Genomic DNA, 26108 nt, shown 5'->3' with positions numbered 1-26108 from the left:
AGTCGGTCTTTCCAGGTGCTCAGGGTGCGCAGGGGCGGGTTTCGGTCCAGTCGACAAGCAGCCGACGCTCGGCGAAGAACCAGTCGCCGCTCCGCTTGACGAACTGATCGAGATAGCGGATAGACGCGATCATGATCGTGCGCTCGGCGTCCGTGCCGAACGAGATGTGGTGCGCCAGGCAGTAGGTCTCACCGCCGGCCCGATCCCCGTCGAGGGACAGGGTGCTCTGGCCGTTGAAGTGAGTGGTGGCCTTGTACGTGTTCAGGTTGTCGAACACCGGCGCGAGGGCCTCGCGTCCGTGCAACTCCTGGGTCGGCTCGGCGCCATCTGCCCCTTGGCGTCCCTACGGTCCGCGCAGTGCGCGTAGGCGTCGATCAGCTCGCGGATGGCCAGCCGGTCGGCGACTTCCTGGGGTGAGATCGCAGAATGGGAAGACATATCGGCTCCCGCCATCCAAACTATTTGACACATGCATAAGAGCACTGGTCGCGAGCCGACCGCAACCCGTCGGCAGGGACTGGAGGGCAGCTCTGTGAGTTCTGCGAGCGAGAGGACCGATCCCCGCATGGCGCGGACGATCACCGCCCTGCAGCGGGCCGCCGTGGAACTCGCCTCGCAGCGACCCGTTTCCCTACAGCACCACCCTCGATCCACTCGTCCAGGCGCTCTACGCAGACCTGGAGACCGGCCACCGGCTGGAGGACCAGCGCCGCGCCGAGGGAACCCGGGGCCGGAACTGCTGCGACTGGCCGTCGCGGAGGTGGCCGACCACGTCGAGCGGTTCGCAGGCGTCTACCGGCACGCCCTCGACGATCCGGCGGACCGCGGCGTCTACGACGCGCTGGTCCGCCACTTCAACGGCTACGCCCTCACCTTCCTCGCCCGCGCCACCGGCGCCGGCCTCCCGGGCGCCGACCACCAGGTGATCGCCCAGTTCCTCGCCCATGGCTTCCCCGGAGCGATCAGGGCATGGCTCAGCGATCCGTCCATCACCAAGGACAACCTGGTCGACGCCGCCGTGGCATGCGCCCCCGCTTGGTGGGCAGTTGGAGCCAGTGCCCCGCCCAAGACGATTGACCAAGGCCACCCTTGACCGAGGCCGAGCCTTCGGTGCGTCCGCGACTCATCCACGTTGACTTTGTTCGTGAGAAGCAGGAACGCATCGACAGGATTTCCGGAGCGCCGGGATTCGCCAGGGCGATGCGCAGTGCTGATTGACCGTGCGGCCGCGCCGCTGGCTTCGCGACGTTTGGCGGCGGGCGATACCGCCAGGCTTTCGACGCAGGCGACGATCACCATCCGCGCTGAAGTCAAGCGGCTGCTTGACTTCAGTCTGTGCGGGCAGAGAAGACGGATCGACGTCGAGAGGCAGGTCAGCGTACGCGGGACAGCCTGCTGGCGGCTGCCCTGGAACTGCTCGCACAGCGGGGCCAGGAGAGCGTGACGCTCCGCGAAATCCCGGAGAGCGCCGGAGCCAACGTCGCTGCCGTGAGCTACCACTTCGGATCGCTGAAGGCACTGTGCGACTCGGCGATCGAGCATGCATTGGCACGGTATTTGGACGCGCAGATCCAGGCACTCGACTCCCTTGACCCCACCTCGACGCTTCAGGAGCCGGCCGCGGCGTTCGCCCGGCCGATGGTGCGCGCGCTCGCGGCCGGCGGGGAGGACCTGGCGGTCATGCGGACCGTGGCGCGCGTCGGCATCGAATCGCCGCAGGGGTGTGAGCAGCTGGCCGGCAAGTTCGAGCAGACCCGCCGGGATGCCCTACGGGTGCCGACGGCAAGCCTTCCCGGAGTCGACGAGCAGGAACTGGTCTTCCGTACACGGTGCGCGGCCGGCCTGCTGAACTGGCTCGCGCTGGCGCCCATCGGCGCCGATTTGGCCGCCAAGTCCGCCGAGGAGATCGAGCGGCTGCTGGTCCCCGTGGTGGCGGGGGCGCTCCAGGGGCACCGCACACCGGCTGACCTGGCCAAAGGTCGCCGGACCCAAACAAGTCAAATGCATGCTTGACAAATTCTGAGGTCTGGTTGCATCATTAATCAAGCATTTGATTTCTTCGTTGAAGGGGTGAGAGGCCATGACTCCCGACGCAGAATCCGTGGTCCGGGCGGCGTACAACGCGGCCGAGGGCAGCGTCCTGGACGTCCAGGGGTTCATGGACCTGTTCGCCGAGGACGGCGTGTTCAACAACGTCGTCGCCGGGGAGAGCTACCGGGGCGAGCACCTGGGCGACCTGGTCGTCTTCATGAGCCGGCTGGCGCCCGACGTCCACCGCGAGTTCCACCGGTTCCACGTCATGGGCGACATCGCCGCCGTCGAGCTGACGATCCACGGCACGTTCACTGGGCCGTTCGAGACGCCCGCGGGTGTCATACAGCCGACCGGCGCCAAGCTCGACATCCCGACCGCCGACTTCTGGTACATCAAGGACGGCAAGATCAAGGAGTTCAACTGCTACGTCGGCGTCAGCGTCATGCTCGCCCAACTGGGCGTTCAGCCGGACTTCGCCGCCGCCGTCACGGCGTCGACCGCCACAGCGGGCTGACCGGCCTCACGGCAGCCTCACGCCCACTTCCGGCGAACCCACCTCGATTCGGCAGGACGAACCCATGGGCACCACCCCATCCGCACCGCTCATCGATGTCCGCCGGTCCGACGACCGGTCGGAGACCAACCTGTCGTGGCTTCGCGGCAGGCACTCGTTCTGGGTCGGCGGTCAGCCCCGCGACCCGGGCAACACCCACCATGGCCTGCTGCTGGTCCACAACGAGGACACCATCCGGCCGGGCACCGGCTTCGACACCCACCCGCACCGGGACATGGAGATCGTCACCTGGGTCCTGGAGGGAGCACTGGTGCATCAGGACTCGGCCGGCAACTCCGGCGTCATCTACCCGGGGCTCGCCCAACGGATGAGCGCCGGCACCGGCATCCTGCACTCGGAGAAGAACGACTCCTGGCGCCTCGGCGGCGAGCCCCACACCAACCCGGTGCACCTGATCCAGATGTGGATCCCGCCCGGCGAGTCAGGTGGGACGCCCGGCTACGAGCAGCAGGAAATCGACCACGACTTGTTGTCGGGCGGCCTGGTCACGGTCGCGTCCGGCATGGCTGAGCACCACGATGCCGCCACTATCCGCATCAGGAACCCCCACGCGGCATTCCACGCGGCCCGACTGCTCCCCGGCCGGCCGGTGCAACTGCCCGAGGCCCCCTATCTGCACCTGTTCGTCACCCGCGGCTCCGTCGAACTCGAAGGCACCGGCACGCTGGCAGAGGGCGACGCGGTCCGCCTCACCGCAAGCGGCGGCCAGCGGATCAGCACCTCCACGCCCGCGGAAATTCTCGTCTGGGAGATGCACGCGGACCTCGCGATCTGACCCTGCGGAGGCGAGCGGCGCTGGGCACCGGCCCGCGCGGGCCAGCGCAACACGGCTGCCGGTCGGCGCATGCCGAGAAAGCACGATCTGCCTGCCGCGATCACGCAGTCACCCGGCTGGGGATTCGACAGTGGTTTGAACCGTTCCGGGATCGGTGGAGGCTCCATCAGACCCGGGGCAAGCGGCTCACGAGTCACTCCAGCCGGGGACGGAGACTACGCGATTCCGTGATTCGAGCGGCCCAAGACACCCGACAGCATTGACAAACCCGGGCACCCAGCCGGGTGCCACCGACGCTGTGGGAGGGCCGATGCGACCTGGTCAGCACACCGGAAGTGCAGCTGTGCTTCCGGCATTGCAGCTCATCGCGCTGGGGCTGGACCGGTTCCGGCAGGCCGAGTTGATGATCCGGGTGGCCGTGGAGTGCGGTGCCGAGGCGGGCGTCGCCGATGCCCTGACGACGGAGCTGGCACTTACCCGCTCACTGGCCATCCGAGGCGACCACACCGAGGTCTGGGAACGGACCGGGCGGGTGCTGGCCTTCGCGGAGCCGGGCGGGCACCGGTTGTTCGGGGCCCGGGCCGGGTGGCTGTGCGGCCTGGTGGCGCTCGGCGCCAGGCATCCGGAGAGCGCACTACACGAATTGCGGGAGGGCGTGGCCGAACGGTCCGGCCATCCGGCCATCGCCGCATGGGCAGTCGCGGACGTCGACGAGGCGGCAACCGCCGTCGGACGCCAGGACGTCGCTACTGCCGTGCCAGCGCACGCCCGACGAGGCCCGTACGGCGGCGCGCGGCGCGTGGGACTCCGAGGGACGGCGCTCACGGCCGACGAGTCGGCCGCCGATGAGCTGTTCCGCGCGGCGTTCCCGGGCACCGACACCGCGCCCATGCCATACACCGGCGCGCGGACCTGGCTCGCTTGCGGCAGTTGGCTGATCCGGCGCCGTCAGACGACCGCGGCGTGTCGGCTCCTCAATCAGGCCCAGCAGGGGTTCGCGGGTCTACGCGCCGAAGGGTGGACGCGGCGCGCCACGGCGGTGTTGCAGTGCACGGGCACCGGGCCCAAGCATGCGGACCACGACGGCCTCACCGCGAGAGAGCATCAGATCGCGATGCTCGCCGCCCAGGGATTGTCCAACCGGAAGATCGGGTGGTGGCTCGCTCTCTCCCCCCGGACGATCGCCTCCCCTCTGTACCGCCTCTGTCCCATCCTCGGCGTCGCCACACGCGTCCAGCTCAGCGACGTCGTCCTGGGCGGCGAGAGGAGGCCGTCGGGATGACCATGGACTACGACGCTCTCGTCGCCACCGGGCAGTGGCGGCAGTTTCGCGCCAGGTTGACCGCCGACGAGGAGGACCTACGAAAGGCTCAGCGCTGGTCGGAGGTCATCAGGCTGCACGCGCTCGACCTGACCATCGCTGCCCACCGCGGCGCGTTTGACCAAAGGCGATGCGATCGACTCAGGCGGCTGGCCACATCCCACAACGACCAGGAGACCACAGGCCTGCTCGACCACGCCGCTGGACTCAGCCACCTCGCGGTCGGGGACACGACGGCGGCCTGGCAGGTTCTCCGGAACCTCACGGCGCCGTTGGATCTGGCGGCCGCGCGGCGCGCCTACGTGGACGTAATACGGGTGGCACTGGCCGAAGGGCAGCTGAGCGCAGCGCTCCGGATGCTGTCAAACGGACCGCACCTCATCTCCGACGCCGAGCCGATGACGACGGCCCGGGTCTCGCACGCTCACGCACTCTGGGCTACCGAGAGCGGTACGGCCGACCCCGAGCCCTTCTTCGAACGCGCCCTTCACTCACCGCTCATGCCGCGCAGACCCATGGAGCACGCACGCCTCCTGCTCGACTACGGTCGGCTGCTCAAATCACGGCGCCGCGACGAGTCGCGCGCGGCGTTCCGCGAGGCCCTCAACCGCTTCGAGTGGCTGACGGCCGCGCCGTGGGCTGCACAGGCCCGGGCGGAGCTGCGGGCCGCCGGGGTCCGGGTGCCCGGCGAGCACACACCGTCCGCCACCGAGACGCTCACCGCTCACAGCCTACGGATCCTACGGTTGGCCGCCGAGGGGCTCTCCAACCGCGACATCGGCGAGCGACTGTCGATCTCACCACGCACGGTAGCCTCCCACCTCTACCGCGCCTTCCCACTCGTCGGCGTCCGGTCCCGCCGCGAACTCCCCAGGTTGTTTGCCGGGTCGCCGCCCGACGGGGCAAGTCCCAGCGCCCTTCGGCTATCAGACCGATGATCAGAAAATCGATGGCCGGGTGTAGGTTCGGCTGACCGTCAGGCGGCGCTCGGCGGACAGCCACCCCCGTCCTGCTCGACGACGGTGTCGAGGCAGCGGAAGGAGGCGACCGGCAGCGTCCGTGTCCCGTCCGGTTCCACGTCGAAGACCAGGCGCCAGGGCCGCGCTGCCGTGTAGGTCCTGCGTTGGCCAGGGGTCGCGGGCGTCCATGTGAACGACGACGTGGGCGTCCTCGGTGAACAAGGCCATCTGGCCCTTGGCGTCGCGCTGGTCGGCGCAGTGCGCGTAGGAGTCGACAAGTTCCCTGACGGTGAGCCGGTCGTCGGCGGCTTCGGCACCGGTGATCGGTGGATGGACGGTTGTGGTGATCCCTTCTGTTCGGATTCGGCGACCAGTCCGACGTCCAGCAGCGCGAGCGCGAGACCGCTGCGCCGGTTGATGCCGAGTTTTCGGTGGAGGCTGCGCAGGTGGTAGTCAACGGTGGCGGCGCTGAGGAATATTTGGCGGGGTGAGCTGGACGCCGGTCGCGGGCGCGCGCCCGCGGGTGTGCTGGCCGGTGGCAGCCAGTTCCGTGCGGGCCCGGGCCGGCGACTGCTCGATCCACGGCCGCAGCCCGTAGCCGGCAGGGTGCGGCGGCAGGTTCACCCGCACGCGCTGCCGTCCCATGCTCGGTGCCTGGCGCGTCCCCTTCATTCGTGGTCCACGAGTGACAGCACGGTGCGCGATCCGTCCAGCAGCGCAGTTCCGGCCGTGGTGAACCGCACTCCTTCCCGTCGGCGCGGCAGCAATTGCATGCCGCCGATCTCTTCCGGGCTTCGGCGAGCGGTACGAAATAGCGTGGACGCCGCCGCTCGATCGCCGGCGGTGCCGCGTAGTCGCCTGCTCCGGCTGTGCTCGGTTCATACCAGTCCCCCATGCAGCGATGGGTGCCTGTGCTTCCTGCACCTGAATCGTGGCTCGCGCGGTACCGCGGTCGGATCCCGGTAATTCGTGGTCTTCTCTCCTGCCGACAGGATTGAGGCGCTCGGCCTGGACATCGAGGCCCTCGGTCGGCGTCGTCAGCACTAGCGAGATCGCCAAGGCTCAATTGGTTCCAGGTACTACGCGATCGCGTGATTCGAGCGGTATGGGTGCTCGACAGCATTGACGAACATGAACACCGATGCTGTGGGAGGGGCGATGCAACCAGAACGCCACGCCGGAAGCGCCGCAGTGCTGCCGGCGTTGCAGGCCATCGCACTGATGCTGGACCGGTTCGAGCAGGCTGAACAGCTTATCCGGATGGCCGTGGCGCGCAGCGCCGAGGTCGGGGTCGCCGACGCCCTGGCGACCGAGCTCGCGCTCAGCCATCTGCTCGCCATCCGGGGCGACCAGGCCGAGGTATGGCAGCGGACCAGCCGGGTCCTCGCCTTCGCCGTTCCCCACGGGGACCGCATGCTGGCCGCCCGGGCCCGATGGCTGCGCGGCCTGGCGGCGCTGGGCGCAGGAGACCCGGAGAGCGCCCTGCACGAACTGCGAGAGGGTGTGTCCGGCCATCCAGCCGTCGCGGCATGGGCGGTCGCCGACATCGCCGAGGCGGCGATCGCCGTCGGACGCCAGGACGTTGCCAACGCCGTGCTGGCGCGTGCCCGCCGAGAGCGGTACGGCATCCCGCGGCGCCTGGAGTTCAGGGCGGCGGCGCTGACGGCCGAAGAGTCCGACGCGGAGCGGCTGTTCCTCGCGGCGCTCCAGGACGCCGACACCGCAGCCATGCCGTTCACCGACGCGCGAGCGCGGTTCGCCTACGGCAGCTGGCTGGCCCGCCGCCACCGAACGACCACGGCGCGGTCGCAACTCACCTGCGCCCACCGGGGGTTCGCGGCACTGGGTGCCGACGGGTGGACCCGGCGCGTCGCGGCAGAGCTGCAGGCAGCGCGAGCGGGGGACGCGGGCGTGGACCCCTACGGCTTCACCCCGAGGGAGCGCCAGATCGCATGGCTCGCCGCCCAGGGCCTGTCCAACCAGGAGATCGGCTGGCGGCTCGGGCTCTCTCCCCGTACGGTCGGCAGCCATCTCTCCCACGTGTTTCCCAAGGTCGGCATTGCCTCGCGCGCCCAGCTCAGCGGTCTCGACCTGACCGGCATAGAGATGCTGCCGGGATGACCGTTGACCACGGCGCGCAGACGATCCTCGCGCTCACTGAGGCCGCCAACATGCAAGGGCTGATCACGGTGTCGATGACGGCGGTGAGGATGTAGAAGAACTTCGTCGACATCTGCAAGTGCGGCACGAAGGCGGCGCGCAGGACCGTGCCCCACGTTTCTTGGACGATGAGCGCGGTGAGCGGGTAGGCGACGTCAACGCCGACGGCCACCGTGAGATCCTCGGTACCCGCACGTGCCTCCACGGCCGTGCGGCTCGTCGTCGGTGAACACGCGGACGGCCGCTGATCGCCTTCCGGAGATCCTCGGGCCGCCCGCCTCCGGCTGTCCACTGATCCTGCTTTCCGCCGAAGCGCCCCCACGCGAAGTCATGTCGGTCAGGGCGCTCGCCGGTCGCGGGGTCCTGGACATCGCCCAGCTCAGACGCCCACTGGCTCTGCGCCGCCGACATCCTTCAGGACGCGGCGTTCCTGGACGGACGCCGTGATGCCCCCGATGCCGTACACGATGCTGAACAGCCCGAAGACGGAGGCCAGCGAGACCGCACCGATGTCCGGCCGGACGAACAGCACGAAGGCCAGTGTGATCGACACCAGGCCGGTCAGGATGAACAGGGCCCGCTCACCCGGCTTCTCCCCGCGCCGGAAGGCCAGGCCGACCTCCAGGGCACCCGTGGCCAGGGCGTACGCGCCGATCCAGATCGTGAGGGCCAGCGCGGTGATGCCGGGCCAGGCCAACGCGACCACACCCGCGACAAGCGACAGCAGGGCAAGGAGCAGCCAGCCGAAGACCGGGCCCACCCGATCGCTGCTGAAGGCGCGCATGGCGTCCGTTGCCGCGCCCATGAATGCGTAGACGGCGAACAGGATGACGAAGGCGCCGATGGTGATGTCGGGCCACGCCACGGCTACCACTCCGACGGCAACCGCCAGCAGACTGCGCCAGAGCAGTGCGTTGGGTGAACTGAGCATGATGATCTCCCACTCGGTGAGGGTGTGGCCTCGTTCCTGGCACGAAGCGAGGGATGCACGGTGGTACACCCGGCCTTGCTCGGGGTCGTGTTGTCCCCCTGAACGCTAGGGCGGCCGACCTTGTTGGTGATCCGTCATCCGACTGCGTCGGTGCTTCATCCCACGGGGCGGATCGAGCCGTGGACCCGTCCTGCTGAGGACACGCAGGGGTGGTGCAGTCATGCGACGGATGCCTCGGCCTGCGCCCTGGCGAGACCATCAGTGCTTCCGGCGTTGGGGGACGTGGCCTCAACGGGATCGGCGCCGAACCCTGGCCTTCAGCCCCGACGAGGAGCCCCACATGGTCCTGCGGATCTCGCCTCCGAGGCCGAGACGGCCGGCGGTGCATCGTCGGTTCCGCCGGCGCAGCTCGCGCGCTTCACCTGGAAGAGGGTTCTGGGCCCGGGTGGGCGCGTTCCTGGTCCTCCACCTGGTACCGCCCCAGTTGGCCACCGCTTCGGTGGCGGCCTCATCACAGAAAGGGAAGCGCATGGCCAACCCGCAGAACAATCCCGATGGGGACATACGCCCCGCGGAGCACGGCTGCCCGGATCTCACCTTGACGATCTGGCTGCACGTGTCCCTGAACGAGAGCCTGCCGCTCCAGGCCCGCTTCAGCTACGACGAGTCCCTGCCCCTCGAGGTGCGAGTCGAATTCTCCAACGCCACCGGAGGTGTTGTCGCCTGGGCGCTCTCGCGGGACCTGCTGATAGCGGGCCTGCACCAACCGAGTGGCCACGGCGACGTCCGGATCTGGCCGCCGTGCCGGCGCCATGACGGACACAGTCTCTGGGTGCTGCTGCAGGGACGGATCGGCGCGGCGCTCCTCGAAATCCGCGTCGCTCCACTACACGCCTGGCTTGTCCGCACGCTCAGGTCTGTCCCCTTCGGCACGGAAGGGCTGTCAATGGACTGGGACGAGTCCTTCGAACGCGTCCTGGCACAGTGGGACCGCTGACCCCTCGCCGCCTACCCGAACTCCGCATCCAGGTCCCAGTACGCCTCCGCGACGAAGAGGAGATCGGGGTGGCGCTCCCGGACACGCGGGATGACGTTCGGCCAGAAGTCCTCCGCGGGGGCCGCTCCCGCCCGGTCTCCCCGCGTCTTCGCGAACACGTCGTTCATCAGCGGCATCGCCATGTCGCAGCGCACGCCGTCCGCCTGGTCGCCGATCGCCACCAGTGTCTCCACCGCCGCCGTACTCATGTCGTCGCTGAAGGCGTTCAGCTGGACAACGTCCGGCCACGGCGGGAAGTACGGGTCAGCCCGGGCGCTCGGTGAGCCAGGAGTGGTCGGAGGCCACGTGGTTGGGGACCTGGTTGAGGATGAGGCGCACTCCCCGAGCGGCGAGTCGGGCCCGTGCCTCGGCGAGTCCCTCCGGCCCGCCGATGCTCCGGTCGACCACGTAGTTCCGTATGCAGTACGGGGATCCGGCGATATCACCGGTGGTCAGGTCGGGCACGGCTTGGCGGAAGGAGGTGAGCAACTCCTCGTTGCGCAGGGCGATCCGAAGCCCGGCCGGGCTGCGTTCCCACACGCCCATCAGCCAGACCGCGTCGATTCCCGGCCGCGCGACCTCGTCCCAGACCTCACCGGGCACCTCGCCAAGGGCGACAGTACGTCCGTACCGGGCGCTCAACTCACCAAGCCACACCACGGTGTTGATCTCGTAGATCTAGATCACGGTCATGACAGAGGCTCCTCCCTCAGGGCGCCCCAGTCCCCGGCGCCGAGGCCGCCGCCGTTGTCGCCGTGGAAGTACTCGTAGAACAGGATCAGGTCCTTCCAGTGCGGGTCCTTGGCGAACTTCGGCTGGGCGCCGTGCACCGGGCGGTGGCCCTCCCCGTCGCGCAGGAAGGTGGAGGATGAGCAGGATGTTGACCGGGAACCGCACCGGGCCACGCCAGTTGGAGTTGCCGCCGAACATCCCGGAATCGGACTCGGCGGGCTGATAGCCGACGTCGTAGGTCTCACCGCGCACCTCGAAGGTGTACGGGTGCGCGGCGTGGTACCGCGACAGCGAGCGGATGCCGTGCGGGCCGAGGAACTCCTCCTCGTCGAGCATCCGGGCCAGGATCCGGCGCAGCCAGTCCAGCGCGAACAGGTGCCTTCCCTCCGCGCCGGACCCGACGGTGTTGGCGGAGGAGACGAGGGCCTCGACGGCCGGATGTCGCCGCACGAAGTCCCGTGCACCCTCCACCAGTTCGCGGAAGCGGCGATCGGTCCAGGCGCCGACCACGCTGGTCGCGGCGAGCGCAACGAGACCGACCAGGGAGCGGACGTTCGGCCGGGCCGCGCTGCCGTCGTTCAGCCTCAGGACATCGTAGAAGAAGCCGTCCTCCTCGCCCCACAGAGACGCGTTGTCCTCGCCGATACGGTTCATGGCGACCGCGATCCACGCGAAGTGCTCGAACGGCGTCTGCGCCTGCTCCAGGTAGACAGGGTTCTCCGCGGCCCGTTCGATGGCGATCTTGTCGAGGCCCAGGAAGCCGCGTTCTCCAGGAAGAGGCGATCGCCGTGGCCCGTGCGGTGCTTCTCCAGCTCGTAGACGAAGAGAGTCGCCCACGCATGCACCGGCGGGTTGACGTCGCCGAAGTTCCACTCGTACGCCGGGATCTGGCCAGTGGGGTGCAGTTACAGGCGGCGCAGAAGCAATCCCTGTTACACCTTGGCGAAGCCGATGTCCACCAGGGACAGCGTGATGGTGTGGAAGGCGAGGTCCCAGGCCGCGAACCAGGGGTACTCCCAGGTGTCCGGCATCGAGATGACCGCGTCGTTGGCCATGTGGTACCAGGCGCTGTTGCGGATCCGCGGATCGGCGGCCAGCGGATCCACGCCGCGCTCGGCCAGCCAGCGCTCCACGTCGAGGTAGTAGTACTGCTTGCTCCACAGCATCCCGGCCGGCGCCTGCCGCACGACCCGCCGCTCGTCCTCGCCGAGGCTGTCCGGAACGACGCTCTCGAAGAACACGTCGGCCTCGGCCCGCCGCGCCTGGAGCACCTGCTCGAATCCGTCGAAGGGATCGTCGAGTTGGCCGCCTGCCAGGCGCAGCCGGACCGTGGTGCTGTCGCCCGCGGGCACGGTGAGCACATGGTGGACGGAGGCCCTGGTACCGGTGTGCCCGGGGTTGACGGCGCCGGTCTCGCCATGGGCGACGTATCGGTCGATGCCGTCCTTGACGTACGGGGTGGCGTTCGGACTGCCGAAGACGCGCTCGTTGTTGGTGTCGTTCTCGGTGAAGAGGGTCTCCTGGTCACCAGGTCCTCGGGGCCGGCCTCGGCGTACTCGACGAACACGTCGAAGAAGTAGTACTCCTTGACGTCCTCGCCGTGGTTGCCCTTCGCGTTGGCGAGGCCGAACATCCGCTCCTTGAGGATCAGGTCGCGCCCGTTCCACAGGGCGAGCGCGAAGCACAGCCGCTGTTTGTCGTCGCTGACGCCGGCGATACGTCCTCGCCCCAGCGGTAGGCCCGGGAGCGGGCCTGGTCATGGGTGAAGTACGACCATGCGTCACCTCCCTGGCTGTAGTCCTCCCGCACCGTGCCCCACTGCCGCTCGCTCAGGTAGGGACCCCAGCGCCGCCATGCCGCCCGCCCCGCGTCGGCATCCGCGAGCCGCAGCCGCTCGGCGTCCCCACTGCTACTGTTCGCCGTCATCGCACGCCCTTCCGTTGCAGCGCCTTTACTCGGATTCGGCTTTTTCGGACTCGGCGGCCACGGCCCTGCGCGGCCGCCGTGGCCGAAGCGGTATGCGTTCCCCCTCGGACATGCCTCCCCAGACGCCGTACGTTTCAGGACCGCTCATGGCGGTCCAGGCACAGGCCTCGATCACAGGGCAGCGCCTGCAGATGGCCCTGGCCTTCTCCTCCCGCGCCCGCTTCTCGGGACCGCGTTCACCGTGCGGGGCGAAGAAGACGGAGCTGTCCATACCGCGGCAGAGTGCGTGCTGCTGCCAGTCCCAGTAGGCGAGGAGAGGGCGGTGGCGATGGATCATGACGTTTCCTTCCCGGAGACAGTTCGGTCCGGTGAAGGGCATCGTCACCGCCTGGTCGGCGTCGGCGCTTCAGTCGTCTGACTGACGTGCGCACCGTAGGCACTTCCCATGTGAACCGACCACACTTCCGAGCGGATGTTGGTCTCGAAGTCCAAGTCGGCGCGGACCTTCTCGCGGGCGGCCTGGCGGTTCTGGCTCACCATCACGAGCGTGGACAGAAAGATCGCCTCAAGGCTGACGATCATCGTGAGCAGCCCGAAGGGGTACGGGTCCCAGACCGCCGAGTGGCCGAACAGCCCTTCGTTGAAGGCGATCCAGACCGTGAACCACACCGCGTGGATGTAGACGAACTGCATGGTCCCGGCGAAGGTGGTGATCGCGTCCGCGATCCGGTCCTGGGTTCCGCGCATCCGCGCCAGGACGGCCTGCTCGTTCCGGAGCCAGATGCGCGACTCATCCATCCCAGAGCCCATGACCACTCCTCGGTTCGCTTTCCACGAGATGCCGCTGGCAGCGTATGCGCCGGGCGGTTGCCGCCCTTCCGCCGATCGACTGCGTACGACGCCGCATGCGCAGGGGTAAGCCGCGCATTGAGTCGTTCGACGGAAGCCGGCGGAGTCACGCTCCGGCAGGGTGAGCGCTGTGCCGCCTCCGTGCCCCCGCCGCGCCGGCGGGCAGTTTCCGAACGAGAAGGGCATGCACATGGCCAAGTCGACCGCCACCCCGCTGTTCTGGCGAGGGCTCCTGGCCGCGGTCATGGGAGTCGTCTCGTTGGCGTGGCCCGGCATCACCCTGGCGGTGTTCGTCGTCGCGTTCTCCGTCTACGCCCTTCTCACCGCCGGCATCGATCTCATACGTGCCTTCAGCAGTGACCGCGCCGGCCCGGTCCTCGGGTATCTGGTGCTGGCCGCGCTGTCCTTTGCCACGGCGTTCGGCGCGCTGACGTGGCCGGGCGCCACAGCACTGGTGCTGACGCTATGGGTCGCGGCGTGGGCACTGGTCACCGGCATCATGGAGGTGGCGCTGTCGTTCCGGCACGGCGAGAGTGCGGGCGAGCGGGCGATGTGGCTGCTCGGCGGCCTCGTCTCCATCTTCCTCGGGTTCGCACTCGCCGCGCGGCCCGACAGCGGAGCGGTGACGCTCACCTCCGTGTTCGGCGTCTTCAGCATTCTGCACGGCGCCTTCGTGCTCGCGCTGTCCGCGAGGACCCGTCGCGCCGTTCAGACCAGAGGTCGGCTTGTTGGCTCCCACTGACTCGGTCCCCGCACCGCAATCAGCACGTCCTTCATCGAACAGCACGTCAACCAAGGGATGAACTCATCTCGAACCAGGCACCTCCGCCCAGCCCGGCCGCCCCGGCGAGCAAGCTCGCCGAACTCTCGGAGAAGGCCCGCGACGCGCAGCGCACGGTGGAGGCCAGTCTCTCGGCGGACCGGCAGAACCTGTCGGCCGCGGTGGCCGATGCGAAGCACCGGGCCGAGCAGGGCGCTCAGCGGCTGACGGCGAGCGGGCAGGCGGCGACGGCGCTCGTCACCGGCGCCTGGAGCCAGGTGCAGACATCCTGGCAGGGGCATGTGGCCGCGGCCCGCAAGAAGATCGAAGAACGCCAGGAGGAACGCGATCTGAAGCAGCTGCAGAAAGCCGCCGCCGACGCCGAGGAGTACGCCGCCGACGCCACCGAGGCAGCGAAGTGAGTGACTGACTGACGTGCGTGCGGCCGTCACTCCTTCCCGACCGCCCCAGGACCGGCCCCGTCGGCGGCTCAGTCGCGGCGGGAGGTTTCCCTGCCACCGCACGTGACGCTCGGTCAGGTGAAGGGTGTCGGCCTCTATACCGGGACGATGATTCTCTCCAGGCAGAGAGACGAACTGATCGAACTCGCCCGCGACAACGTCATGCGCCACGGGTAGACGGTTGTCGACCAGCCGTCAAAGGATCGGGACAAAGCCGTCGCCGAGACCGTGGCTCTCGGCATCAGACCACATCGGCACCCTCGGCTTCTTCAACCCCCGCGCCACGAACCAGCTCCGCCTGATCAGGCACCTCGTTCTCGGCGCCGTACGGTCGCGCAGAGCAGCTCAGCGCCGTGCGGCTCTCCCGCGCCGTCGCGACGGAGCTGGGCGAGGGAGGTGCCGTCGGCTTCCTTGTCAAATATCGTTTGAGTTGTTTGGATTCCGGTGACCTTTGGCCTGGTCAGCGGCCGACGGCTGCGTCCCCGCGGAACGCCCCAGTCACCACAGGTACCAGCAGCCGCTCGACCTGCTCGGCGGACTTGGCGGCCAGCTCGGCGCCGATGGGCGCCAGCGCGAGCCAGTTCAGCAGGCCGGCCGCGCATCGCGTACGGAAGATCAGTTCCTGCTCGTCGACTCCGGGAAGGTTCGCTGTCAGCACCCGCAGGGCCTCCCGGCGACTCTGGTCGAACTTGCCGGCCAGCCGCTCCCACCCCTGGGGCGGATCGATGCCGACGCGCGCCACGGTCCGCATCACAGCCAGGTCTTGTCCACCGGCCGCCAGTGCGCGCACCATCGGCCGGGCGAAGGCTGCCGCCACCTCATAGAGTGTCGAAGTGGAGCCAAGGGAATCGAGTGCCAGGATCTGCGCGTCCAGATAGCGTTCCAACGCGTGCTCTATCGCCGTGTCGCACAGCGCCTTCAGCGACCCGAAGTGGTAACTCACCGCGGCGACGTTGGCTCCGGCGCGATCTGTGATCTCGCGGAGTGTCACACCGTCCTGGCCCCGTTGTGCAAGCAGTTCCAGGGCGGCCATCTGCAGGCCGTCCCGCGTGCGCTGACCAGCCTCTCGGCGCAGGTCCGTCGTTTTCGCCCGTATCACAGCATGAAGTCAAGCAGTTGCTTGACTTCATTGTCAAACAGCCGCCTTGCGGATCGAGGCTGAACTTGAGCGGATCCGGTCCCAACGTGAGCGCGACGCCAAGCGCGGCACCGGCGCCAAGGCCCGCGAGAAGGCGGAAGCCGCCCACGTACGCGCCGAGTGTGCGCTGATCGAACACCCCACCTTGAAGCGGTGGTCGAGGACCTCGGATAGCGGACGACTGGCTATCGAGCGCGCCAAGATCGAGACGGAGGAACGGTTGGACAGCAAGTACCTGCCACCACCTCCGACCCGCACCTGACCACCGAGGAGACCGCGGTCGGCTGCAACACCCCTGGAGGCCGAGCGTGGATTTCGTGATCTCAAAACGGTGCTGGCACTGCGGCCGGCCTTCCACCACTCGAACACCACAAGCGCGCACACGTGCTGCCGCGCCGGCTCGCCCTGCCGCTAGTCGCGCCGCCGAACGCCGCATCGGCCAGACCTGGAACCGAATCAGCACCAAGCTCGGCTACGTCCACGAGGTCACCCTCACGGCGACGCGGACAGATCACCCGAACCGCCCCGCTGAGCAGCGAGCAAGCCGCCCCCCGCCGCGACTGCGGCATCAAGCAGCCGCCCCGGATCGCTACCGCAGACCCGACCTGACCAGCCGCAACGCGGCCGCGCCGATCGAAGGGCGAAGCCTGCGCGACCACACAATTCAAACATTGGCTTGACAATCTGAGCCATCGGCATAAAGTAAAGCAATCACTTGATTAACAAAGGACGAGAGGCCGTTGCAACGGAACTCAGATCCTGAGAACCAACCTGGAGGAACACGACATGAAGTTGCTTGGACGAAAGACGATCATCGCCACGGTCGCGATCGCGAGCATGGGTGGTCTTGCCATCGCCGCCGCGCCGACACAGGCCGCAAGCCCTGCCGCCAGCAGCGCGCAGGTCCGCGCGGACCTGAGTCCTCGCGAGCTGTCGAAGCTGCCGCTCACGGACCGCGACCTCACCAAGCACGAGAGGGAGAACCTCGCCGTCGTCCTGCGCGCGTACCACGTGGCGGAGGGCGACAGTCTGGACGTCAACGCGTTCGTCAACAGCTTCACCAAGGACGGCGTCTTCAACGACGTGGTCGCCGGCCAGGCCTACCAGGGCGAGGCGCTCGGTGGCGTTCCGACGTACATGGCCAACCTCTTCCCCGATGTTCACCGTGAGCTCAAGAGCATCACCGTGAACGGCGACGTGGTCAGCATCGAGCTGGCGATCCAGGGCACGTTCAAGGGACCGCTGCAGTCCCCGGCGGGCACCGTCAAGCCGACCGGCGCGAAGGTCGACGTACCGACTGCCGACTTCTGGTACCTGGACAACGGCAAGGTCGAGAAGTTCAACTGCTTCGTCGGGTACTCGACCATGTACGCCCAGATGGGCGTGGACTTCGACTGGGCCTCGGCAGTCAACAAGGGCTGAGCCGTTCCCCGGTGGGTGATGCCCGGCGCTACCGGCCGCGCATCACCCGCCGTGGCTTTGCTGCCGGCACGCCGGCGCAAACCGGACTGTGCGGCCTTCCACTGTGCGGGTACTTACTGTGCGTGCCCGCTGCTGCGTGATCAGTCCGGCGTCCGACAGCAGCGCGGACGTGACCAGGCGATCCTGGTCGCGACGCGCTTCCGCGAGCGGTCATTCGCACGTCGCAGTACTCGTCGCGCCAGGTCAGCGGGGCCACAACGCGCCCTCTGGCGCGACGACCGCGCCGAACGTCAGGCGTGGTGATCGACTACGACAGGCCCCTGCTGGCACTCGCCACGGGCCGGTCACAACGAGGCGGCGAACGACTCCGGTACGGCTTCTGAGGCAAGCGTCGCCGCTGACCCCGGGAGTTTCCCTGTGCTATGTACTATCAAAGGCCGAGTCGAGGCGCAGGGGCCGACGTGTTGCTGTCCTTGTCGCCACGAGTACGCCTGAAGGGTCGCGAACGTGGGGCTGGTCGGCCGGACCGCCGAGATTGAGGTCGTCCAGAAGCTCCTGGACGAGGTGCAGGCCGGGTCGAGCGGAGTACTGGTGCTGCGGGGCCAGGCGGGGATAGGGAAGACGGCGCTCTTGGGAGAGACGGCCGAACGGGCCGTGAAAGCGGGAACGCGCCTCGCGCAGGCCATGGGCACTCAGGCCGAGATGGGGTTCGACTTCGCCGGGCTGCATCAGATGCTTGTCCCCTTCCTCGAAGGCCTGCCGGACCTGCCGGTCCCGCAGCGCACCGCGCTCGAGACGGTGTTCGGGCTGGCGGCAGGCAAGGCGTCGAGCCCATTCCTGATCGGCCTGGCGACTTTGACGCTGCTGACCGACGCGGCCGAAAAGCAACCGGTCCTGTGTGTTGTCGACGACGCTCAGTGGCTGGACCGGGTGTCACAGGAGGTGCTGGCCTTCGTGGCACGCCGCCTGCTGGCCGACCGGGTGGGCTTGGTCTTCTCGCTGCGTGACGGCGAGGAGCGTGCCGCGGCACTGAACGGCTTTCCCGAGCTCCGGGTGAGGGCGCTGGAGCCGGACGCCGGGCGGGAACTGCTTGAGCAGGCGGCAGGGGGCAGAGTGGCCGAGCCCCTGTCGCGCCGCGTCCTGGCCGTGGCCGCCGGTCATCCGCTGACGCTGATCGAGCTGGGCAGGGAGCTAGGAGAGGGACGCGGTATACCGGACGCGGTACCGGGCCTGCCGATGCGGGTGGGAGAGCGTCTTGAGCGGCTGTACCTGGACCGGGTGAGGAAGCTGACACCGGCGGCACAAACCCTGCTGCTCGTGGCGGCGGCCGAGCACCTGGGCGACCCGGAGAAGGTACGGCGGGCAGCGGAAGTGCTCGGGCTGGACCCCGAGGTGGCAATGCTGCCGGAGGTCGGGCAGATGCTGTCATTGTCGCCGCGGGTGGCGTTCAACCACCCGCTGATGCGGACGGCGGCTTACTGGGGTGCGTCGCCGGGTGAGCAGCGGCGGGTGCACGCCGCCTTGGCGCAGGTGACCGATCCGTACAGGGATCCGGATCGGCGGGCGTGGCACCTCGCAGAGGCGACGGATGGCCCGGACGAGGTGGTGGCGCGGGAACTTGAGTCGTCGGCCGGCCGTGCCCGCCGCCGCGGCGGGTGGGAGAGCGAGCAGACGTTCCTCCGTCGCGCCGCGGATCTGACCGCCGACCCGGTGCGCGACGCCGAGCGTCGGCTGGCTGCCGCAGAGGCAGGCCTCGTGGCGGGCGATGTCGCCGGGGCGGCCGCGCTCGCCGGACAGGCCGTCCCGCACCTGACTCACCCGCTGGCGCTGGCCCGAGCCCGGCGTGTACAGGGCCTGTTCCTGCAGGCTGAGGGCCGGGTCGCCGAGGCCGCCCAGCTGCTGGTCGGTGCGGCCCAGGAGATGGGGCCGGAGGATCTCCGCCTGGCACGCGACACCCTGTTCGAAGGGTTCAGCGTCGCCCAGCTCGAAGGCTGGCAGAAGGCCGCTGAGGTCGTTCTGGCCGTCCGCGAGCTTCCCCGGCCCGCGACTGGGGCGGCCGGTGACGGGCTGCTCGACGGCTTCGCCGCCATCCGTGACGGCCGTACGACTGAGGGCTATGCGCTGCTGCGCGAAGGGATCCGGACGCTCGCCGCCGTGCGCGACTCTCCGGATACCAGCATGCCCCGCCTGGTGGCGTGGCTGTACGCGTCCGGCCTCGTCTTCGACCATTCCACCTGGACGGATCTGGAGCGGTATTGGATACCCGCCTTCCGAGACCGCGGAGCGGTTGCCGCGCTCGTCCCGGCGCTCTTCTCGCTCGGGTACGACCATCTGCGGGCCGGTCGCCTCACCACCGCGGAAGCGGCCCTGGCCGAGGGCCGCGCCTTTGCCGAAGCGGTCGGCGACCAGGGCTGGGGCCCCAGCTTCGCCCAGGCCGACGTCTGGCTGCTGGGCCTGCGGGGCGAACTGGCCGAGGGCAGGGCCCTGGCTGACCGCCTGCTCAGCGAGCCGATCCCAGATGTGTGGCGCGATACGATCCGCCTGGCGGTCGCGGTGCTCGAACTGGGAGCCGGCCGCTATGAGGAGGCGCTCGACGCCGCCCTCGACGCTCGCGCGCTGTGGTCGCTGCTGTCACCGGAAGATGTGATCGAAGCTGCCATGCGCTGCGGCCGACCCGAGATCGCCCGGGCCGCCCTCGATGACTTCTCCCCGCTCGCCGCGGCGGCCGGCACACCATGGGTCCTTGGAGTGACGGCGCGCTGCCAGGCGCTACTCAGGGGTGACCACCCCGACGCCGACGACGACTATCAGCAGTCCATCGACTACCTCCAGCGCACCCCCGTCGCTCTCGCGGTGGCCCGCTCTCGTCTGGTCTACGGAGAATGGCTGCGCCGTCAACGGCGCCGACGCGACGCCCGCCATCAGCTCAGCACCGCACTTGAAAGCTTCGAGCGGATGCCCGCGTACGGCTTCGCCGACCGGGCCCGCGCCGAACTGGCCGCCACCGGCGAGCATCGGCACAAGCAAGCGGATCCGGCCGGTGTCCGGCTCACCCCGCAAGAACTCCAGATCGCCCAGCTGGCCGCGGGCGGCGCCACCAACCGGGATATCGCCACCAGGCTGTTCCTCAGCGCTGCCACCGTCGATTACCACCTGCGCAGCGTCTACCGCAAGCTCGGCGTCAGCCGGCGCGTCCTCCTCGCCCAGGCCCTCGTCGGTGCCGGCATCACAGGCTGAGCGGCTTGTTCTCGGCGTATCGGCGGCGCCTGTAGCCGTGGGGAATCAGCGGCTACTTTCCGGTGGACGTCGGGGCGTCGAGCGCTGTCGGGCTATGGGCGCCACGTATGTGTGCGTCCGGGGACGCTGCGAGCAGGCCGAGGGCGCGGGCCACTGCCACAGCCTCGGTGCGACGGTGTGCGCCGAGCTTGATGAACAGGTGGCGAAGGTGCGTACGGACTGTGGTCACCGACACAAACAATTCGCGGGCGATCTCTGGAGCCGACAAGTTGGTCGGTAGGTAGCGCAGTACCCGGATCTCGCTCTGGGTGAGCGGATCCACCAGCCACGGTGGGTCTGCCGACCGGGGAGGCTCTGTCGCCCCAAACCCCTTTGGTCCTGGCTCCGCTGGGAGCAGGCTACGGATCTCGCCCACCAGGGTTGCCTGCTCGCTGCCATCCGGGGCGTAGCGATCGAACAGCTGCTGAGTGGGCGGATGGAAAAGGAACGCCGTCAGCGCGCCATCGGATGCGGCTGTTTCAAGCGCGCGCCGCATGGCGTGCCCGGCGGCGGTCGGGTCACCGAGTGCGTCCCGGGCAGTCGACTCCAGCAGGTAGGCGTGCGCCAGCCAGGTCGTCGGAGGAACTCGTGCGGCGCCGGAGAGGACCGGTGCGAGCGCGACGGTCGCCGCGTGCGGGTCGTCCCGGGCGATCCGCAGCGCCGCTACAGCCATGCGTATCTCGCCGCTGTCACGGTCCTGCTCGCTGATTTCCGCGATGTCCTGCTCGGCGCGTCCGGTTTCGCCCAGCCGCACCAGAGCGTGCAGCCGCAGCGCGCGGGTCCGCATGAGCGGCCAGTCCGGCGCGTCAAGGAGCCGGGACAGCCGCTCGGCGGCCTGGAATGTCGCCAGCACTTCCTGGTCACGGCCACGCGCCAACTCCAGCAGCGCTCGGACGTAGCGGATCGCCATGGCGGTCATGGGCTCGGCCTCCGCCCGGAGGGTGCGCTCGGCGCGCCGCACCCACTCCCCCGCCTCCTCATGCTGTCGTCGCCAGATCAGCCCGGCCGCGAGCGATATGTAGGCGATGCCGACGGCAGGCTCGTCGGTCCAGCCGTGCCGCCTGGCCAATTCGATGGTCTGCCTGGCACGCTCTTCCGCCAGTGCGTACGGTGACGACCGCACGCTGGCGATCGACGTGCAGTGCGCCAGGCCGAGGAATTCCAGGTATGGCCGGCCGATCCGGCGCGCCAGCGCGATGCCGTGTTCCAGGTGCGGTTCGGCCTCCGCGAGGCGGGCACCCCAGTACTCGGCGATACCGCGAGTTATCAGCGTCAGTGCGCGTAGGTCCCCGCTCAGTCCGAGCGGCGCCGTATCCGGAGCGTCGGCCACGACCCTCAGCGCCTTCGCCTCGGCGGCCACCGCCGGAAGATCCATCCGCTGCCGGGCGAGCATCAGCCGGACCATGCTGACCAGCACGCCCAGCCGGCTGCGCCGGGTCACCGGCACCGACGCCGTTCTCCCTGTCGCGAGCCCCAGCAACCGCTCTGCTTCCTCGAGCGATCCCGCCGCCAGCTCATCCGCTGCGGCCAGCACCGCCAGCTCGGAATCCGCCGCGCGCGCCTCGGCGGGAAACCCCGCCAGGAGCGCGTGCACGGTGGCCGCTTGCCCGTCCAGGTGCAGGCCAGGCCAGTGGTCGGCCAGCAGGCGGGCGGCCGACGCCCAGTCGCGCGCCGCCTGGGCGTGCCGGACCGCCTCCACCGGATGCCCGTGGTCCGCGAACCACCGTGCGGCAGCCCGGTGCAGCGCGTCGACCTCTTCAGGTGCAGTGCGACGCAGTTCCAGTTGCAGCAGGCCGGCGAACAGATGGTGGTAGCGGAACCAGGACCGCGCCGCGTCCAGCGACACTACGAACGCGTTCGCGGCCTCCAATTCCTGCAAGACCCGCTCCCCGCCCGCGCCCCCGGTGAGGGCATCGGCAAGTGGGCCGCTGACGCGCTCAAGCACGCTGGTCCGCAGCAGCAGGCGGCGTACCTCCGGGCTCTGCCGTTCCAGCACCTCGGCCAGCAGGTACTCCGCCACCGTCCGCTCGCTGCCCGAGAACTCCGCGGCAAACCGCGCCGGATCAGGGTGCCCGGTCAGAGAGAGCGCGGCCAGCCGCAGCCCGGCCGCCCAGCCCTCGGTCCGCTCGTGCAGCATCACCAGCGCCGGCTCGGCCAGTTCTATCCCTGCCACGGCGAACAGCTCCCGCGCCTCGGCCAGGCTGAACCGCAGATCGGCCGGGCGGATCTCGGTCAGTTCACCCTCCAGCCGCAGTCGGTGCAGGCCCAGCCGCACGTCGTGCCGGGTGGCAAGGACGAACCGCAACTCCGGCGGTGCCCGCATCGCCAGCAGCTCCAGCTGCCGCTGGATATCTACCGAGCCCAGCTCGTGCACGTCGTCGATCACCAACCAGACCGGGTTGTCCAGCGGTGCCAGGTCCTTCAGCAGCCGCTCCACGACCGCCCATCCGTCGAGGTCCGGTGCCGCCGTCAGTTCCCGCACCAGCGCCGCCCCCGGGACTGTCTGGCGGAGCGCACCGAGCACCGCCGGCCAGAACTGCTGCGGATCACGCTCATCCGGGCTCACCGACACCCACGCGACGCGTCCCTCCAGGCCTGCCTCGCTGATCCACGACCGCAGCAGAACCGTCTTGCCGGCGCCCGCCGGTGCTGACACCACAGCCACCCGTGCCGACGTCTGGAGCACCTCGAACAGTCCCGGCCGGGGGACGACTCCGCCCACGCCAGGACGGGCTGTGCGACCGACGGTGAAGTCTGATTCCATGGCGTCATCCGGTGAGGTGGGTTGCTGGCAGGCAGAAATCATCAGAACTGGATGATGCCGTGCCGCCGAGGCTGATGACAGCTTGATCCGAGAGTGGAGAAGACCCGGCGGAGGAATCGGTGGCTGTCGATGAGCGTGCTGGACCGCAGCGGGCAGACCGGCCGGGTAAGGAGTTCGCGCTGCTTGACCGCCAGACGGAGCGGGCGGCGATCGACCGGGTTCTCGGCACGGTGCGCGATGGCCTCAGCGGCACGCTGGTGCTGCGCGGAGCGCCCGGCATCGGAAAGACGACCCTGCTGCGATACGCGGTCGACGTGTCGCCGGACATGCAGGCTTGCACCATCGCCGGTGTCGAGTCGGAGATCAGCATGGAGTTCAGCGGCCTGCACCACCTGCTGCTCCCGTTCCTGCCGCTGGTGGGGGAACTGCCGCCGCCGCAACGGTACGCGCTGCGGGTCGCTTTCGGCGAGGAGACCGGACCGCCTCCTGAGCGGTTCCTGGTGGGATTGGCGTCGCTGACGTTGCTTTCTCGGGCGGCTGAGGAACAGCCGCTGCTGTGCGTCGTCGACGATGCTCATTGGCTTGATCCCGAATCGGCGCAGGTGCTCGGCTTCGTCGGCCGCCGTCTCCACGCCGACCGCGTCGGTCTCATCGTCGCCGTTGGCGAGCCTGCCGCACGGCAGGTGTTCGAGCACCTTCCGACGATCACGGTGGACGGACTGCCCGACACCGATGCCCGCGGTCTGCTCAGCTCGGTCGCGGGCGGAGCCCTCAACGCTCAAGCCGTTGACCGCATCCTGGCGGATACGCGCAATAACCCGCTCGCGCTGGTGGAACTGGGAAGCAAGTACACGGCCGACCAGCTTTCCGGCCACGCCGCGCTACCCGAACCGCTTCCGCTGGGCCGGCGTCTCCAGGAACATTTCCTGCGCCAGGTGCGCGGTCTGCAAGCGGACGCCCAGGCGTTCACGCTGCTGGCCGCCGCGGACCCCGAGCGTGAGCGCGCCCCGTTGTGGCGTGCTGCGGTGAAGGCGGGCATCGACCCGGACGCTGCCTCAGCCGAGGCGGCGTGGAGTGGTGTGCTTGAGTTTTCCGGTAGCTCTGTCCGGTTCCGCTACCCGCTGGTGCGGTCCGCGGTCTATTACGGCGCCGACGCCGCTGAGCGCCGACGAGCTCACCAGGTTCTGGGCGAAGCGGGCAACCCAGAGCTGCGGGCGTGGCACCTGGCGGCGGCTGCGACCGCCCCGGACGAGAAGCTCGCCGCCGAGCTCCAGTGGACCGCCGAACGCGCGGCCGCCCGCGGCGGCTACGCGGCCAGGGCCGCGCTGCTGCGGCGCTCGGCCGACCTGACGCCTGACGACGGGCACCGCGCAGTGCGCGAAGTCGCGCTGGCCGAGGCCACGCTCATGGCCGGTGACCCTCCCGGGGCCCAGACGGCGCTTGACAGCGCCAAGCCACGGCTTACGAATGCGGTGGCCCGTGGCCACGCGCAATCGCTGGAGGGCGCTATCCGCTTCGCGCAGGGTGACGCCGCGGAGGCCGCGCGCATCCTGGCCGGAGCGTCCCAGGTGTTCAAGCATGACGACAGGCTGGCCCGCGACACGATGCTCGGGGCGCTGGAGGCGGCCATCTGGTCCGGGCCGGTGCTGACCAGGGAGATCGCCCGCCTGGCGCACGCGTTGCCGCCTGTTGCCGACGCGTCACCGTCCATCAGCGACCTGCTGCTCGAGGGGTATAGCGCCCGGTTCACGCTCGGCTACCAGGCTTCCGTGCAGCCGTTCCGCGCCGCGGTGACCGCGCTGCTGGCCGACGACCTCGATCCCGCAGTGGGCTTGCGGTGGTTCGCGCTCGGGGCTGCGGCAGCCGGCAGCCTGTGGGATGACAAGGCCACCTTTGAAATATCGGACCGCTGGGTGAACCTGGCGCGTGCCGCGGGGGCGTTCACCACCCTGCCGGTCGCGTTGGCTTTCCATGCGGTTTCGGACGCCATGGCCGGACACTTCCGCGAAGCCGACGCGAGGTGGGCCATGATGCTGGAAGTGCTGACCGTGAGTCACGGTCCCGCCGTGCTCGGCACCAACAGCCGCAGCAACGGTGTGCTGCTCGCCTACCGCGGCCACGTGACCGAGGCCCGTGCGACCGGGCTGGCCCAGGTCCGCGAGTCTGCCGCTCGAAGCCAGGGCGGCCCGGCGGACATCGGTAGGTACAACGCCGCCATGGCGGACCTGTTCGCCGGAAACTACGAGGCGGCGATGTCCAGCGCGCTGACCGTGATCGATGACGATCCCGCCTATACGGCCGAGGGGACCATGCCCGAGCTGATCGAGGCAGCAGTCAGGGCCGGTCGTCGCGAGGTTGCGGCCACAGCCTATAGAACCCTGTCCGAACGGGCACTCGCCGCCGGCACCCCCTGGGGGCTCGGGCTGCGTTCCCGCTGCGAGGCGCTGCTGGCCGAGGGCGCGGACGCCGAGGGCGCCTACCTGGAATCCATCAGCCAGCTCAAGCGATGCCGCATGGTGGTCGATCTCGCGCGCACGCACCTGCTCTACGGCCAGTGGCTCCGCCGGGCCAAGAGGCGACGCGACGCCCGGCACGAGCTGTACACCGCGTACGACATGTTCGCCGCCATGGGGGCGGAGCGGTTCGCCGAGCAGGCAGCAGTTGAGCTGCGAGCGATCGGCGAACGCACCCGGACCCGTGCCCCGGAGACCGCCCTCGACCTCACTCCGCAGGAATCGCGGATAGCGGACCTCGCGGCGGCCGGTGCGTCCAACAGCGAGATCGCGGCGAACCTGTTCGTCAGCCCCAGCACCGTCGACTACCACCTTCGCAAGGTATTCCGCAAACTCAACGTGACGTCGCGGACCCAGCTCGCCGCCCAGCTGACATCGCGTTTGCCAGCGGGTCGGCGCACCTAGTGCCGCATCAGAGAAGCTTTGACTTGGCGGCGGGCACAGATGATGGTGCTGCTGTCCGCGCAGGGCATGCCC

The 26108-nt window shown here is 69.3% G+C and carries 24 protein-coding genes and 2 pseudogenes; 14 read left to right on the top strand and 12 right to left on the bottom strand.

Translation table 11 applies throughout. The features are described from left to right. Nucleotides 1-19 precede the first annotated feature (19 nt). On the bottom strand, nt 20-304 hold the full coding sequence (locus tag KCH87_RS20855) for a nuclear transport factor 2 family protein (RefSeq protein WP_247196531.1): 285 nt from the start codon (nt 302-304) through the stop codon (nt 20-22). Nucleotides 305-760: 456 nt separating this feature from the next. Here KCH87_RS20855 and KCH87_RS49165 point away from each other — a divergent pair, with 456 nt between their 5' ends. The 6 genes from KCH87_RS49165 (at nt 761) to KCH87_RS20825 (ending at nt 5642) form a co-directional block, all read left to right on the top strand. Next, nucleotides 761-1093, top strand: coding sequence for a hypothetical protein (locus KCH87_RS49165; protein ID WP_247196530.1), 333 nt, complete (start codon nt 761-763; stop codon nt 1091-1093). A gap of 242 nt (nt 1094-1335) precedes the next feature. Next, nucleotides 1336-2013 carry a TetR family transcriptional regulator gene (locus KCH87_RS20845; RefSeq protein ID WP_210587685.1) on the top strand — a complete coding sequence of 226 codons (678 nt, stop codon included), beginning with the start codon at nt 1336-1338 and terminating at the stop codon, nt 2011-2013. A 67-nt stretch (nt 2014-2080) separates the two neighbouring features. After that, nucleotides 2081-2548, top strand: coding sequence for an ester cyclase (locus tag KCH87_RS20840; RefSeq protein WP_247196529.1), 468 nt, complete (start codon nt 2081-2083; stop codon nt 2546-2548). 64 nt (nt 2549-2612) lie between these two features. Next, nucleotides 2613-3383 carry a pirin-like bicupin family protein gene (locus KCH87_RS20835; RefSeq protein WP_210587684.1) on the top strand — a complete coding sequence of 257 codons (771 nt, stop codon included), beginning with the start codon at nt 2613-2615 and terminating at the stop codon, nt 3381-3383. Between the two features lie 343 nt (nt 3384-3726). Continuing rightward, nucleotides 3727-4665, top strand: coding sequence for a helix-turn-helix transcriptional regulator (locus tag KCH87_RS50450; protein ID WP_210587683.1), 939 nt, complete (start codon nt 3727-3729; stop codon nt 4663-4665). Beyond that, entirely contained in the window at nt 4662-5642 is a 981-nt protein-coding gene (locus KCH87_RS20825) for a LuxR C-terminal-related transcriptional regulator (protein WP_210587682.1), read from the top strand. Before KCH87_RS50450 ends, KCH87_RS20825 begins: the two co-directional genes overlap by 4 nt. Before the next feature lie 189 nt (nt 5643-5831). On the opposite strand, the pseudogene KCH87_RS50445 reads toward KCH87_RS20825, so the two are convergent. Beyond that, nucleotides 5832-5987, bottom strand: a pseudogene (locus tag KCH87_RS50445) (nuclear transport factor 2 family protein); the annotation flags it as partial. Between the two features lie 129 nt (nt 5988-6116). After that, the gene (locus KCH87_RS20815; RefSeq protein WP_210587681.1) at nt 6117-6308 is read right to left on the bottom strand and encodes a hypothetical protein; all 192 of its coding nucleotides are present in this window, start codon (nt 6306-6308) and stop codon (nt 6117-6119) included. A 513-nt stretch (nt 6309-6821) separates the two neighbouring features. Between KCH87_RS20815 and KCH87_RS20810 the strand changes: the two genes are divergently transcribed. Beyond that, the gene (locus KCH87_RS20810) at nt 6822-7784 is read left to right on the top strand and encodes a LuxR C-terminal-related transcriptional regulator (RefSeq protein WP_210587680.1); all 963 of its coding nucleotides are present in this window, start codon (nt 6822-6824) and stop codon (nt 7782-7784) included. 418 nt (nt 7785-8202) lie between these two features. Here KCH87_RS20810 and KCH87_RS20805 read toward each other — a convergent pair whose 3' ends face one another. Then, nucleotides 8203-8754 carry an HdeD family acid-resistance protein gene (locus KCH87_RS20805; RefSeq protein ID WP_210587679.1) on the bottom strand — a complete coding sequence of 184 codons (552 nt, stop codon included), beginning with the start codon at nt 8752-8754 and terminating at the stop codon, nt 8203-8205. A 529-nt stretch (nt 8755-9283) separates the two neighbouring features. Here KCH87_RS20805 and KCH87_RS20800 point away from each other — a divergent pair. Next, nucleotides 9284-9751: an SsgA family sporulation/cell division regulator gene (locus KCH87_RS20800; protein WP_210587678.1), complete on the top strand. Its 468-nt coding sequence runs from the start codon at nt 9284-9286 to the stop codon at nt 9749-9751. A 26-nt stretch (nt 9752-9777) separates the two neighbouring features. On the opposite strand, the pseudogene KCH87_RS20795 reads toward KCH87_RS20800, so the two are convergent. The 6 genes and pseudogenes from KCH87_RS20795 to KCH87_RS20780 form a co-directional block, all read right to left on the bottom strand. Next, nucleotides 9778-10468: pseudogene (locus KCH87_RS20795) on the bottom strand (alpha-amylase); the annotation flags it as partial. Further along, entirely contained in the window at nt 10469-11359 is an 891-nt protein-coding gene (locus tag KCH87_RS50440) for a hypothetical protein (RefSeq protein ID WP_308298875.1), read from the bottom strand. It abuts the pseudogene before it with no gap. 95 nt (nt 11360-11454) lie between these two features. Continuing rightward, nucleotides 11455-11883, bottom strand: a complete 429-nt coding sequence (locus tag KCH87_RS50435) for a hypothetical protein (RefSeq protein WP_308298874.1) — start codon at nt 11881-11883, stop codon at nt 11455-11457. Nucleotides 11884-12169: 286 nt separating this feature from the next. After that, nucleotides 12170-12448, bottom strand: coding sequence for a hypothetical protein (locus KCH87_RS50430; protein ID WP_308298873.1), 279 nt, complete (start codon nt 12446-12448; stop codon nt 12170-12172). A 25-nt stretch (nt 12449-12473) separates the two neighbouring features. Then, the gene (locus KCH87_RS20785) at nt 12474-12785 is read right to left on the bottom strand and encodes a WhiB family transcriptional regulator (protein ID WP_210587677.1); all 312 of its coding nucleotides are present in this window, start codon (nt 12783-12785) and stop codon (nt 12474-12476) included. A 44-nt stretch (nt 12786-12829) separates the two neighbouring features. After that, nucleotides 12830-13258, bottom strand: coding sequence for a DUF1003 domain-containing protein (locus tag KCH87_RS20780; protein ID WP_247196528.1), 429 nt, complete (start codon nt 13256-13258; stop codon nt 12830-12832). A gap of 229 nt (nt 13259-13487) precedes the next feature. Here KCH87_RS20780 and KCH87_RS20775 point away from each other — a divergent pair, with 229 nt between their 5' ends. Next, entirely contained in the window at nt 13488-14039 is a 552-nt protein-coding gene (locus KCH87_RS20775; protein WP_247196527.1) for an HdeD family acid-resistance protein, read from the top strand. Nucleotides 14040-14194: 155 nt separating this feature from the next. Next, on the top strand, nt 14195-14479 hold the full coding sequence (locus KCH87_RS20770) for a hypothetical protein (protein WP_210587675.1): 285 nt from the start codon (nt 14195-14197) through the stop codon (nt 14477-14479). A gap of 499 nt (nt 14480-14978) precedes the next feature. Here the strand turns inward: KCH87_RS20770 and KCH87_RS20765 are convergent, their stop codons facing one another. After that, the gene (locus KCH87_RS20765) at nt 14979-15551 is read right to left on the bottom strand and encodes a TetR/AcrR family transcriptional regulator (protein ID WP_210587674.1); all 573 of its coding nucleotides are present in this window, start codon (nt 15549-15551) and stop codon (nt 14979-14981) included. Nucleotides 15552-15663: 112 nt separating this feature from the next. Between KCH87_RS20765 and KCH87_RS20760 the strand changes: the two genes are divergently transcribed. From KCH87_RS20760 to KCH87_RS50095, 3 genes are all read left to right on the top strand, one after another. Next, entirely contained in the window at nt 15664-15918 is a 255-nt protein-coding gene (locus KCH87_RS20760) for a hypothetical protein (protein WP_210587673.1), read from the top strand. A gap of 524 nt (nt 15919-16442) precedes the next feature. Next, on the top strand, nt 16443-17078 hold the full coding sequence (locus tag KCH87_RS20755; protein WP_210587672.1) for a nuclear transport factor 2 family protein: 636 nt from the start codon (nt 16443-16445) through the stop codon (nt 17076-17078). A gap of 507 nt (nt 17079-17585) precedes the next feature. Continuing rightward, nucleotides 17586-20315, top strand: a complete 2730-nt coding sequence (locus KCH87_RS50095) for an AAA family ATPase (RefSeq protein ID WP_210587671.1) — start codon at nt 17586-17588, stop codon at nt 20313-20315. A 52-nt stretch (nt 20316-20367) separates the two neighbouring features. Here the strand turns inward: KCH87_RS50095 and KCH87_RS50425 are convergent, their stop codons facing one another. Continuing rightward, nucleotides 20368-23076, bottom strand: a complete 2709-nt coding sequence (locus KCH87_RS50425) for a LuxR C-terminal-related transcriptional regulator (RefSeq protein ID WP_210587670.1) — start codon at nt 23074-23076, stop codon at nt 20368-20370. Nucleotides 23077-23237: 161 nt separating this feature from the next. On the opposite strand from KCH87_RS50425, the gene KCH87_RS20740 reads away from it, so the two are divergent. Continuing rightward, complete coding sequence (locus KCH87_RS20740) at nt 23238-26036, top strand: LuxR family transcriptional regulator (RefSeq protein ID WP_210587669.1); 2799 nt, start codon at nt 23238-23240, stop codon at nt 26034-26036. Nucleotides 26037-26108: the final 72 nt, after the last annotated feature.

This window comes from Streptomyces sp. GESEQ-35, assembly GCF_017948485.1.
In the GTDB taxonomy this organism is placed as follows: Bacteria; Actinomycetota; Actinomycetes; order Streptomycetales; family Streptomycetaceae; genus Streptomyces.
The sequence above is the reverse complement of the archived record's forward strand: the minus strand, read 5'-3'. Positions and strand labels throughout refer to the sequence as shown.